This window comes from Leisingera methylohalidivorans DSM 14336 (assembly GCF_000511355.1).
GTDB lineage: Bacteria > Pseudomonadota > Alphaproteobacteria > Rhodobacterales > Rhodobacteraceae > Leisingera > Leisingera methylohalidivorans.
On sequence record NC_023135.1, the window covers coordinates 541,027 to 552,366 of the forward strand.

The window sequence follows — 11,340 nt, forward strand, 5'->3', positions numbered from 1 at the left end:
GCCATTTTACTGCCCGGGGGAATATGGCCTGTGTCCCCGCCATGAAATCCGTTGCTTACGATACCTATTCAGTGTCCGGCAAAACCCTGCCTGCCATAGCCAAAAGCCTCAGATGCAAGGGGCCGAAGGATCCGCACGGCAATAAGAATATGGCATTTTTGACCACCACCGAGCTGGAATGCCTCACCGCCAAAGGCAAATACGCCGCTGACGGCGGATCCGAGGGCGCGCTGCTGGACACGTCCATAGGATGAGTGCGATGCGGGCGGCATGCGTCAGAGGGCAGATGCCGCCGGTTGCCGCGGCCGGTCCCGGACTGCCCATCGCCGAATTTTGATCAAGCCCGCTTTCCTCTTGCGAAACAGCCGGATAATGTGCGCGGCATGAAGTGGACCTTGCCAAATATTCTCACGCTGCTGAGGCTCGTCGCTGCCCCGGGCCTGGCTGTGATGTTTCTGTATTTCTCCCGTCCCTATGCGGACTGGTTTGCCCTGCTGCTGTTTATCACCGCGGCGGTGACCGACTGGTTCGACGGCTACCTGGCGCGGGCCTGGAAGCAGGAAACCAAGATGGGCGCGATGCTGGACCCGATTGCCGACAAGGCGATGGTGGTGATCGCGCTGATGATTATCGTCGGCTATGCTGCCGAGCATTGGACCCCCTGGCTGGTGCTGCCCGCCACGGTGATCCTGTTCCGCGAGGTGTTTGTCTCGGGCTTGCGCGAATATCTGGGCGATACGGCCGGCACGCTGAAAGTGACCAAACTGGCCAAATGGAAGACCACCGCGCAAATGATCGCCATCGCTACGCTGTTTTCGCAAGGCATCTTTGAGCACTACCTTGTGATGTCTTCCTTTGGCATGGACGATCAGATCTACTCCCAGATCATCGCAGGCGAGCTGGAAGATCTGTTCGGGCTGCGCTGGAAAGAGGCCGGTGTGATCTGGACGGGGCGCCTCGGCTTGTGGCTGCTGTGGATTGCTGCAGCGCTGACCCTGATGACTGGCGCTGATTACCTGCGCAAGGCGCTGCCGCATCTGAAGGAGGCCCATTGATGGATATTCTGTATTTCGCCTGGGTGCGCGAACGTATCGGCCTGCCGCGCGAGCAGGTGGAGACTTCGGCTGCCACCGTTGCGGAGCTGGTTGAGGAGTTGCGCGCCTGTGACGAACGCTATGCCGCTGCCTTTGCCGATCTTTCTGCCCTGCGTGTCGCCTTGGATCAGGAGCTGTCCGAGTTCGATGCGCCGCTGGCCGGCGTGCGCGAGGTTGCCTTTTTCCCGCCGATGACCGGGGGCTGACGCGGTGCGGATCTCCGTTCAGGAAACGCCGTTCGCGCCGGGTGCCGAAGGCGACGCCTTTGCGGCCGGCGCCGCGGGCGCAGGCGCCGTGGTGACCTTTACCGGCGTGGTGCGCGATGCGGATCAGGGCCGGTTGCAGGCGATGGAGATCGAGCATTATCCGGGCATGACCGAAAAGGCGCTGACTGCCATTGCCGAGGAGGCCTGCACACGCTGGTCGCTGGCGGATGCGCTGGTGATCCACCGGTATGGCCGCCTGGCCCCGGGCGAGCGCATCATGATGGTCGCAACTGCCGCCCGCCACCGCAGGGATGCGTTTGAGGCGGCGGAATACCTGATGGACTACCTGAAATCGCGCGCCCCGTTCTGGAAAAAGGAAATCCTGACTGGCGGCGATGCCGATTGGGTTGCCGCCAAGGACGCCGACGAGGATGCGCTGAAACGCTGGTGAGCCCTGCCAGTGGGGCAACGCGGGGCGCTCCCGCCAGTTATTCAATCATCAAAAGATGATTTCCGCCTGTTGGGCCCGGCGCCGCGCTGCGCGCTGCGCCTTTTTTTTCTGAGATGGCCTTGAAGAGCAGGTCTGCCTTAAAGGCCGGCCCTGATTTTGTTCAGGCTGGTGCGTCAAGGACAAGCCGCTTCGCGGGGCCTGCAGCCGTCTTGCCCCTCGAGCGCCGTGAGGGCCGCGAGCGGGGCCGCCGTGCGCCGGCACGGCGCCGCGCCCAAGGCTGTCCGGACGGTGCTGGCGCAGCCGGCGCGGTCTGCAGGCGCGGGAGTGCGCCGCTGCCCCAAGCTCAATGGGGGATCTGGCTGCGCAGCTCTTCGGCTTCCCTGCGGGCTTCGCGCAGCCCGTCCATCGTGGCGCGCAATTCGGCCTCGGTCTGGGTCAGCTGGTTGGTCAGCTCTGCCTCGCGCTGCTGCAGATAGGTGATCGCCTGGTCGCGGGTTTCTTCCGCCTCATGCAGCTCCTGGCTCATCCGGTCGAGGTCGGCCACATCGCTTTGCCGCACCCGGGTGAAGCGGTGCACCAGCCAGTTGGCGAACCAGCCAAGCGCAAAGGCCGCGAACAGGATGATCGCGGTGGTGATGATGAACTCTGTCCTGTTCATTACTCTGTGGTCTCCTGTGCGTCTTCTGCGCTTTCGGCGGCCTGTTCGCCGTTGCCCGTATCTGCAGTGTCTTCTGCCGCGGCAGGGCGGATCAGTTTGAATTCAATGCGGCGGTTGGCTTCGCGGCCGTCTTCGGTGCCGTTGTCCGCGATCGGCGTGCTTTCGCCATAGCCCTTGGCGGCGAAGGTGGAGGTGACCACCCGGCGCGCCCGCAGTTCGTTCAGCACCGACTGGGCGCGTGCCTGGCTCAGCTCCTGGTTCATCGCTTCGCGGCCCTGGCTGTCGGTATGGCCCTGGATCTCCAGCCGCACCGGGCCGCATCGGCCGAGCACGTCTGCGATCCGGTCCATGGTTCCAGTGCTTTGCACCGCGATTGTGGCCGAGCCGGGTTCAAAGGCAATCTTGGCTTCGCTCTGGGCGCTGGCGAGCTGCGCCTCGCACAGTTCCGGCGGCAGCGGCTTGTCTTTGGGTTCGGGCGGCTTTTCATAGGTGATGTCGAGGTCATAGGTGTCGGCCTCGCCCAGCTTGGCGGACAGGAAACCGGCAATTTCAGCCGGGGCGTCCTTGCGGTAGCTCATGCCGCGCAGTTCCAGATTGCCGGGCGTTACAGTGACCGCGCCGCGCTGCAGATAGGAGAGCGCTTCCAGCGCTGCCAGCACCCGCACCGGCCAATCAGCAGGCAGGTCGGCGACGACACGGGCCGCTGTGTGCACATTGTCCGACCCGAACCGCGCTTTGGCATAGCTGTCGGCCACCGTGCGCTGCGCGGCATCGGTAAGGCGCCCGCGCAGCTGCACCTGGCCTTCAGGGCTGAGGGTCGCGGTGAATTCAGGGATGCCGGCGGCGTCCGGGGATTCCGGTACCGGCAGGACCGCATGCAGCGCAAAGACCTTGGGGAGGGCGTTTTCCAGCTCCCCCGCCACATGGTCGAACAGCTTGCTGTCGGTGCCTTCTGCGGCGGCCAGGGTGATATCCGCATTGGCAATGGTCACCGCGCCGGCGCCAAGTTCGGCCAGGCTGGCAATGCTCAGTTCCGCCGCGCGGGCCCAGTTGGGCGAGGGCACGCCCATGCCGATCACGCAATCCGCGTCATCCTGCAGCCCGGCCTTACGGGCGGCGGCCAGAATACGGTTGCGGCTTTCCTCGCTCTCGGCGGAGCAGGCATCGAATTCTGCACCGTCGGGCCCCAGGAGGAAGCGCAGGGTGAAAGGAGTGATCACCGGGCGCGGCGCCGCGATGTCGAGCGCCAGCCGCAACCCCGGCGGAGCCTTGCGGCCGAGTTGCTCCTCCAGCCGCGCCTTGGCCTCTTCGCTGTCGGAAATGGCGGTGACTGAGACGTCCCCGGCTGCCACCGAGATTTTTGAGCGCGGCAGCAGCTTCAGCGCTTCGACCGCAAACTGCATTGAATCCTGCCAGCCGTCGGGGATCGTGTATTTCGCGGTTTCCAGCAGATCGGTCACGTTCTCAGGGCCTGCCAGCGCCTCAAGCTGCTTGACCAGCGCTGCGCGGCCGGATCCTGCGGGAATCAGGCCGATAATCGAGATGCCGCTGTCATTGCGCAGAATTTCCGCAGAGAACCGCGGCGGGGCCAGGCCGTTGGCGGGCGGCACCTCCATGCCATCGAGGATCCGCGCTGCGTCGACAACCGTGCCGACCCGCGATTTGACTGAGAACCGGGTGGCTTCATCAGGTGCGGTGCCTTCCAGCAGCACCTGCAACCCGTCGGCGGTTACCTCAGCCCAGGTATAGCCGCCGTCATCCAGCGCCCGGCGCACACTTGTTTCTGTGCTCCGCTCGACAGCGGTGACGGCAAATCCGGCGGCAACAAGGCTCAGCCCGGCCGCAGCGGCAAAGGCCAGGCCCGGGATCAACAGCTTAGACAGGCGCATATGGCAGTATCTTCCCAGTTTGCGTTACAGGCTCTTACCCCGCGCGCGGCTGCGGTTCAATCACACGAACATGGCCAGCACAAAGAAGATCAGCGGAATCAGGCCGGTATCGCGGTTGAGACGGAACAATTGCAGCAACCGCTGTGTATGTTCTGCGTCAAAGGCGCGCAGCTGCCAGGTCAGGTGCCAGCCCATTGCCCATGGCGCGGCCAGCGCCAGCACCAGCGCCAGCACCGAGGCGCTGTCCTGAACCGCCAGGATCACGGCCAGCGCCATCAGGCTGACAAAGGCGACAATGAACCGGCGCAGCCACATCGGGGTATCAGAGCCAAACAGCCGGGCGGTGGATTTCACCCCGATCAGGGCGTCGTCCTCGGTGTCCTGATGGGCATATATGGTGTCGTAGAACAGCGTCCAGGCAATCCCCGCCAGATACAGCAGCACCGGCGGCCAGCCGAGGGAGCCGGTATGGGCCACCCAGGCCAGCATCGCTCCCCAGTTGAAGGCCAGCCCGAGGAAGATCTGCGGCCACCAGGTAAAGCGCTTGGCAAAGGGGTAGACCGCGACCGGCAGCAGCGACAGGATGCCCATGGCAATGGCCGCCTGGTTGAAGGTCAGAAGGATCATCAGCCCTGCCAGGCATTGAAGCCCCATCCAGGCCAGCGCGCCCTTGACCGTGACCTGGCCCGCGGGGATCGGGCGCGAGCGGGTGCGCTCCACCTGGCCGTCGATGTTGCGGTCTGTGATGTCGTTCCAGGTGCAGCCCGCGCCGCGCATCAGCCAGGCGCCCGCAGCGCAGCCGATGGCGATCCACAGATCCTGCCAGCGCGGGCTCTGATCGGACAGGATCGCCAGCGCCAGCCCCCACCAGCAGGGGATCAGCAAGAGCCAGGTGCCGATCGGCCGGTCGGCGCGGCTGAGGCGCAGATAGGGCCGCGTCCATTCCGGGGCATAGGTGTCGACCCAGTTTCCGGTGACCGCATCCGCGACCTGACCCTCTGGCGCTGGCTTCTGACCTTGCATATGTAGGACCTCATGAGTGCAAAAATCAGACTGTATGTAGAGCACCCCTTGGGGGCAGGGCAATCGGTTCCCTTGGATCGTGATCAGGCGCATTACCTGTTCGGGGTGATGCGGCTGGCGGATGGAGCCCCTGTGGCGCTGTTCAATGGCCGCGATGGCGAATGGCAGGCCGGGGTCGCCGAGGCCGGTAAGCGCGGCGGTACGCTGGTCTGCCAGGAGCAGAGCAAACCTTTGCAGCTGCCGCCGGACCTGTGGCTGATGTTTGCCCCGATCAAGAAGGCGCGCACCGATTTCATTGTCGAAAAAGCGGCTGAGATGGGCGCGGCCCGCATCCTGCCGGTGCAGACCGAGTTCACCAATTCCGAACGCATCCGCCAGGACCGGCTGCAGGCCCATGCGGTTGAGGCGGCCGAGCAATGCGGCGGCACTTATGTGCCGGACGTGGCGGAGCTGCAGAAGCTCCCGCGCCTGCTGGATCAATGGCCCGCCGGGCGCGAGCTGATGTTCTGCGACGAGGCGGAAGCGGGCAACACGCTGCAATTGGCGGCAGAGACGCAGAAAAACGCGCCCTGGGCCATCCTCATCGGCCCTGAGGGCGGATTCTCGGAGGCCGAACGCAAGCGGCTGCACAATCATCCGCAGTCCCATGTGGTCAGCCTTGGCCCCCGCATATTGCGCGCCGACACCGCCGCGGTGGCGGCGATGACCCTGTGGCAGCAAGCACTGGGGGACTGGTGATGGGCGGGGTGTTGCGCTTGCCGCAGATTGCCGTGCCGAAAGATGCCGCGCGTCAGATGAAGCGGGTGCAGCGGCAGGCGCTGCTGAAATGGCCGTTCGGCGGCATCACGCTGGAAAGCACTCTGAAGACCTCCAAGGAGGCTTCTGTGTTTCGTGGCTACCGCGGAACGGAGCCGGTGGTCGTCAAGAAATTCTGGGACAGGGGCACACGCCTCCATTTTGTTGGTGGAACCGTTCATGCACTGAAGCGCTTTGACGATCTGGGCGGCCACGAGAAATATTCGGTGAACAAGTATTTTGCCAGCTCCGGCCATCTGGGCTTGATGGTGGTGAGTTTCGAGCCCGGCACGCCGGTTGACCAGTTGCTCAAGCAATCCGCGGCAAACCGGTCTGATGTGATCCGGCGCTGCTGCGCCTGGCAAGACTGGGCCGGTCAGGGCAAAATTGCCGCAACCGCCCTCCCGGCAGACCGGTTTACAGCGGAGATCAACTCCGTTCTGGCCGCTTCAACGGATCATCCAGACGCTTCGCTTTTGGCCGAACTGGGCGACGAGTTGCTGCAGATGCTGGCGGAATTTGGCGAACGGCCCGCCCTCAGAGGACCAGGCCACCCGGATTTCGCGCCACGCAACCTGATTCTACGGCCGGACGGCGGTGTCGCCGCAATTGACATACATCGCAGCGGAACCTTCTTCAGGTCCCGTCAAGCCGCTATTTTCCTGGTGTCCAAAGACTTCCAGAGCAAAGACTTGGATGGCTCGCTGATCTATGGCCTGGATGAGGCTGAGCTGCGCCAGTTTTTGGCGCGCAGTAATGCTCCGGAAGAAGAGGCGGAGAGCTTTCTGGTCTTCTTCATCGGTCTGACCTTTCTTCGAATGTACGCCAAGAAAATAAAACGTGTGCGGCGCATGAGAATCAGACATGCGAGGATTCAAGGGTTCCTCAAGGACCTGCGACAGGGCAGGAGGATCGTGCCGTGAGTTTCATCCGTCCCGAAGCCCGCACCGCCCTGTGGCAATGGCGCGAGGTCATCGGCGCCGCGCTGATGACCCTCCTGGGCCTGAAATGGGCCTTCACCTCCTTTGGCATCACCGCCATCACCGGCTGGGCGCTGATCGCAACCGGGCTGGTGACTGCTGTTATCGGCGCTCAGCGGATGCGCTTCCGGCGCGGCACCGGCGGCCCCGGGGTGGTGCAGGTGGACGAGGGGCAGATCGCCTATTTCGGGCCGCTCACCGGCGGCGCAGTGGCCGCGTCCGAATTGGAACGGCTGGCGCTGGATCAATCCTCCAAACCGCCGCATTGGCTGCTGGAACAACCCGGCCAGCCACCGCTGGCGATCCCGGTGAATGCCGAAGGCTATGAAGCGCTGTTTGACGTCTTTGCCGCTCTTCCGGGCCTCAAAACCGAGCGGATGCTGACCGAACTTCGCCGCCGCGGCCCTCACCAGGTCGTGATCTGGGAGCGTTCCTCGAGTCGGCCGGAACATCAGCGGCTGCATTGACACCGGCGGCGATTCCGCCCACGACTGACCCTTCATGACAGACCTAACAGGACGGAGTGCCAGGCATGTCCATTCCCCAGTCCGGCGGCGGACCGATCGAACGCCACGAACAGCTTGCCGAATATCTTGCTGATGGCTGCAAGCCCAAGGAAGACTGGCGCATCGGCACCGAGCATGAGAAGTTCGGCTTCTGCAAGGATACGCTGAAGCCGCTGCCCTATGCCGGGGAACGCTCGATTCAGGCGGTGCTGGAAGGGCTGCGCGACGGCCACGGCTGGGATCCGCTGATCGAGGGCGGCAACCTGATCGGGCTGACCAAGGGCGGCGCCAACATCAGCCTGGAACCCGGCGGCCAGCTGGAACTGTCCGGCGCGCCGCTGGAGACCATTCACGAGACCTGTGACGAGGTGAACGCGCACCTGCGCGACGTCAAGGACATCGCCGACAAGATCGGCGTCGGCTTCATCGGTCTGGGGGCGGCCCCGATCTGGAAGCACGAGGACATGCCCTTGATGCCCAAGGGCCGCTACAAGCTGATGGACAGCTACATGCAGAAGGTCGGCACCATGGGCACCACCATGATGCGCCGCACCTGCACCGTGCAGGTGAACCTCGATTTCTCGACCGAGGCCGACATGGTGCAGAAGATGCGGGTGGCGCTGGCGCTGCAGCCGGTGGCCAATGCGCTGTTTGCCAATTCGCCCTTTCTGGACGGCAAGCCCAACGGGGTGAAATCCACCCGCGGGCTGGTCTGGCGCAATCTGGATGACGCCCGCACCGGCATGCTGCCCTTTGTCTTCGACGAGGGCTTCGGCTTTGAGGCCTGGGTGCAGTACGCGCTGGATGTGCCGATGTATTTTGTCTACCGCAACGGCGAATACATCAACGCGCTGGGCATGTCGTTCCGCGACTTCCTCAAGGGCGAGCTGCCGGCCTTGCCGGGTGAAACACCGACCCTGTCCGACTGGGCCGACCACCTGACCACTGTTTTCCCCGAGGCCCGGGTGAAGAAGTTCATCGAGATGCGCGGTGCCGACGGCGGCCCCTGGCGGCGGCTTTGTGCGCTGCCGGCCTTCTGGGTGGGCCTGACCTATGACCAGTCTGCGCTGGATGCGGCCTGGGATCTGGTCAAGGGCTGGGACGCGGAAACCCGTGAAGACCTGCGTGTGGCGGCCTCCGAACAGGGGCTGCAGGCCAGGGTCGGCGGCATCAGCATGCATGAGCTGGCGCGCGAGGTGGTGGCGATTTCGGAGAGCGGCCTGAAAGCCCGGCATAAGCCCGGCGCCGGCGGGCTGGTGCCGGATGAAACCCATTTCCTGAATGCGCTGAAAGACAGCCTGGACAGCGGCAAGGTCCCGGCGGATGAGTTGCTGGCGCGCTATAACGGCGCCTGGGGGGAAGACCTCAGCCGGATCTACAGTGAGTTTGCTTATTGACCTGCAGAGGCGGCCCGTCCGGGCGGTCTATACTTTTGATACATTGTCTTTTGGCAAAAAACACTGCACCAGAATGATCCCTGGGGACAGCTTCGGGGACTTCATGCTAGCGATCAGAACCAACGGCCAGAAATGGTATTTTGTTGCCTGTATGACTGTTGTTTCCGTGGCTGTGTCCTGGGCGGTGACCGGTCTGACAGCACCCGAAGGGCTGAGCCGGGCGGCCCTGGTGCCTTCGACGCTGGCGCCGCTGCTTATTGCACCTGTTGCCTCATACTGGGCGGCGTGCCGGCTGCTTGAAATCCACGTGCTTAATGAAAAGCTGATGAACTTGGCGGCGCATGACCAGATGACGTCGCTGTACAGCCGCGATCATTTCTTCCGGTTGATCGCCGGGCTGGGCGGTAATTTCAAGGGCAGCTTTCTGCTGGCGGACATCGACCGGTTTAAATCGATCAATGACACACACGGCCATCAGGCCGGCGACGAGGTCATCCGCTTTGTGGCCGGTGTTCTGAAAGCAGGCGTCCAGCCCGGTGGCATCGCGGCCCGCTTTGGCGGCGAGGAGTTTGTCGCCTGGATGCCGGATGTGTCTCTGCAGGCCGCAATGCACAAGGCCGAGGAGATCCGTCAAGCCGTTGGAGCGCACGCCCTGTCCGTTGGGGCTGAGAGCCTTTTATGCTCCGTCTCGATCGGGCTTGGCTATCATGACGGCAGCCGGACGGTTGAGGCAGTGCTGCGCGAGGCGGATGAAGCGCTTTATGCAGCTAAGAACAGCGGCCGCAATCAGGTGAAGTCGACCGGCCGGATGTAACGGTCCGCGGGATCCTGCCAGGGCGCCGGCGGCAGGCGGCTTGCGGCTGACCTTGACCAGCCCCTGCGGCTGAAGCCTATCTCGCTGGCATGAAGGACCAAACTCTGCAGGGCAGGCCGCAGTTTCATCATGGCATTCCGAAATTTCTGTAAAGACAGAAATCCAGGACATATCAGCCGCGCCTGGATAAAGGAAAACCGGCGGCAAGTCGCCTTGCCGCCGGCTGTCCGCAGGTGAGTGGCGGCCCAGGCCTTATTGCGCCTGCAGCGCGGCCGGGTCTTTGTCCGCAATATCGTCCCAGTTCACATCGGCCTTCTCGATGAAGCCCGGGATGTCGCCTTCCCAGCGGGTCTGAATGTCTTTTGCGAGGTTCAAATACAGTTTGTCGTCGACAATCTTCCAAAGCGTCGGATCGCCGTCGAACTTAAAGCCCATGGCGGCGCCGAACGCGCAGTATCCGCCGTATGCCGGCAGATAGGCTTCCGGGTTCTTTTCAAATTCGGCTTTGTTCTCTTCCGAGGCGAACCGGTACATCGCGTCATTGTGGGATGCGGTGATTTTCCAGTTGCCCGGGGTCGGTTCCCCGACGGTGAAATACGCAACCGGATCGTATCCCTGCAGGGCAAGCCCGGTTGAGGATGCGTTGAGTTCTACGCCAGCGGCCATAGCAGAAGTCGCCAGAGCAACTGAAAGCGCCACACCGCTCACCAGAGCTTTTACTTTGTTCATGGATCCCGTCCTTTCGATCCCGGCCGGGACTGCAGAAAATTTGCGCCCGGCTGAAGTTTCACAAATTGTGCCGCGGTTTGCTGCGGGTCACGGCACTGATGTGGAGGGCCGGGCGATCACGTTCAAAACAACTCAATTTGAATGTGCGGCCGGCGGTGTGTCGCTGTGCAAACCTGCGCAGGGCAGGTGACAGAATGGTTCGCGGCAGTCACAGTGGCCGCAGCCAAAATGGAGATGAGAATGACACGTGCATTACCCAGCCGCCGCGCGATCCTGAGCGGGCTGACAGCTTTTGCTCTCTTTGCAGCCCCGGCCTGTGCGCAAAGCGTCAGCGGTGTTTATCGCGCGGAGGGGCGTAACCCCGACGGCAGCAGTTATTCCGGTACCGTGCAGATTCAGGACAATGACGGGGCAGTGGAGATGCAGTGGCGAATTGCCGGCCAATCTTATTCCGGCAGCGGTTCGCGCAACGGTGATGTGATCTGGGTGAACTGGGGTCAGACCCATCCGGTGGTCTATGTACGGATGCCCAGCGGTGAGTTGCACGGCACCTGGGGCAACGGCCGCGCGCTGGAGCGTCTTATTCCGTAAGGTTCAGCGCCAGTACGAAGCGAAAAGCTTTATCCTCGGGCAAGCCGCAGGGTTTCAGCCGCAGGCCGGCGGCCAGCCGGTACAGGCTGAGGCTGATGTAATCCCTGCCGCCAAGTTCATGGGCTGCCAGCTGCCGGGCCTTGCTGCCGGGCCCCAGCACCGATAAAGGCGCCCGGAAGCAGCGCATCATAGGCCGCCGGAAACGCA

The 11,340-nt window shown here is 63.4% G+C and carries 14 protein-coding genes; 9 read left to right on the forward strand and 5 right to left on the reverse strand.

The genetic code is table 11. From position 1 onward, the window contains the following. Positions 1 to 383 precede the first annotated feature (383 nt). From pgsA to METH_RS02800, 3 genes are read left to right on the forward strand one after another with little or no spacing between them, the layout of a single operon-like run. Positions 384 to 1,055: a CDP-diacylglycerol--glycerol-3-phosphate 3-phosphatidyltransferase gene (gene pgsA / locus METH_RS02790; protein ID WP_024088888.1), complete on the forward strand. Its 672-nt coding sequence runs from the start codon at positions 384 to 386 to the stop codon at positions 1,053 to 1,055. Next, positions 1,055 to 1,300 (forward strand): molybdopterin converting factor subunit 1, encoded by a 246-nt coding sequence (gene moaD, locus METH_RS02795; RefSeq protein ID WP_024088889.1) that lies wholly within the window; start codon positions 1,055 to 1,057, stop codon positions 1,298 to 1,300. Before pgsA ends, moaD begins: the two co-directional genes overlap by 1 nt. Positions 1,301 to 1,304: 4 nt before the next feature. Further along, positions 1,305 to 1,751 (forward strand): molybdenum cofactor biosynthesis protein MoaE, encoded by a 447-nt coding sequence (locus tag METH_RS02800; protein WP_024088890.1) that lies wholly within the window; start codon positions 1,305 to 1,307, stop codon positions 1,749 to 1,751. 343 nt (positions 1,752 to 2,094) lie between these two features. Here the strand turns inward: METH_RS02800 and METH_RS02805 are convergent, their stop codons facing one another. The 3 genes from METH_RS02805 to ubiA are packed head-to-tail and all read right to left on the reverse strand — an operon-like array spanning position 2,095 to position 5,321. Then, positions 2,095 to 2,409 carry a hypothetical protein gene (locus tag METH_RS02805; protein WP_024088891.1) on the reverse strand — a complete coding sequence of 105 codons (315 nt, stop codon included), beginning with the start codon at positions 2,407 to 2,409 and terminating at the stop codon, positions 2,095 to 2,097. Beyond that, positions 2,409 to 4,298 carry an OmpA family protein gene (locus METH_RS02810; RefSeq protein WP_024088892.1) on the reverse strand — a complete coding sequence of 630 codons (1,890 nt, stop codon included), beginning with the start codon at positions 4,296 to 4,298 and terminating at the stop codon, positions 2,409 to 2,411. The genes METH_RS02805 and METH_RS02810 overlap by 1 nt, the downstream gene beginning before the upstream one ends. 60 nt (positions 4,299 to 4,358) lie before the next feature. Continuing rightward, positions 4,359 to 5,321: a 4-hydroxybenzoate octaprenyltransferase gene (gene ubiA / locus METH_RS02815; RefSeq protein ID WP_024088893.1), complete on the reverse strand. Its 963-nt coding sequence runs from the start codon at positions 5,319 to 5,321 to the stop codon at positions 4,359 to 4,361. A gap of 12 nt (positions 5,322 to 5,333) precedes the next feature. Here ubiA and METH_RS02820 point away from each other — a divergent pair, with 12 nt between their 5' ends. From METH_RS02820 to METH_RS02840, 5 genes are all read left to right on the forward strand, one after another. Then, the gene (locus METH_RS02820) at positions 5,334 to 6,059 is read left to right on the forward strand and encodes a 16S rRNA (uracil(1498)-N(3))-methyltransferase (RefSeq protein WP_024088894.1); all 726 of its coding nucleotides are present in this window, start codon (positions 5,334 to 5,336) and stop codon (positions 6,057 to 6,059) included. Beyond that, positions 6,059 to 7,039: a hypothetical protein gene (locus METH_RS02825; protein ID WP_024088895.1), complete on the forward strand. Its 981-nt coding sequence runs from the start codon at positions 6,059 to 6,061 to the stop codon at positions 7,037 to 7,039. Before METH_RS02820 ends, METH_RS02825 begins: the two co-directional genes overlap by 1 nt. Continuing rightward, positions 7,036 to 7,563, forward strand: a complete 528-nt coding sequence (locus tag METH_RS02830; protein ID WP_024088896.1) for a hypothetical protein — start codon at positions 7,036 to 7,038, stop codon at positions 7,561 to 7,563. Before METH_RS02825 ends, METH_RS02830 begins: the two co-directional genes overlap by 4 nt. 65 nt (positions 7,564 to 7,628) lie before the next feature. After that, positions 7,629 to 8,999 (forward strand): glutamate--cysteine ligase, encoded by a 1,371-nt coding sequence (locus METH_RS02835; RefSeq protein ID WP_024088897.1) that lies wholly within the window; start codon positions 7,629 to 7,631, stop codon positions 8,997 to 8,999. A gap of 73 nt (positions 9,000 to 9,072) precedes the next feature. Then, a complete protein-coding gene (locus METH_RS02840) occupies positions 9,073 to 9,813 on the forward strand; it encodes a GGDEF domain-containing protein (RefSeq protein ID WP_024088898.1) in 741 nt (246 codons plus the stop codon). Between the two features lie 252 nt (positions 9,814 to 10,065). Here METH_RS02840 and METH_RS02845 read toward each other — a convergent pair whose 3' ends face one another. Continuing rightward, positions 10,066 to 10,542 carry a YHS domain-containing (seleno)protein gene (locus METH_RS02845; protein ID WP_024088899.1) on the reverse strand — a complete coding sequence of 159 codons (477 nt, stop codon included), beginning with the start codon at positions 10,540 to 10,542 and terminating at the stop codon, positions 10,066 to 10,068. A gap of 240 nt (positions 10,543 to 10,782) precedes the next feature. Here METH_RS02845 and lfb1 point away from each other — a divergent pair, with 240 nt between their 5' ends. After that, the gene (gene lfb1, locus METH_RS02855) at positions 10,783 to 11,133 is read left to right on the forward strand and encodes an LIC10280 family protein (protein WP_044008537.1); all 351 of its coding nucleotides are present in this window, start codon (positions 10,783 to 10,785) and stop codon (positions 11,131 to 11,133) included. On the opposite strand, the gene METH_RS02860 is transcribed toward lfb1, so the two are convergent. Beyond that, entirely contained in the window at positions 11,123 to 11,323 is a 201-nt protein-coding gene (locus METH_RS02860) for a hypothetical protein (RefSeq protein WP_024088902.1), read from the reverse strand. The two genes, lfb1 and METH_RS02860, sit on opposite strands and share 11 nt — an antisense overlap. Positions 11,324 to 11,340 lie beyond the last annotated feature (17 nt).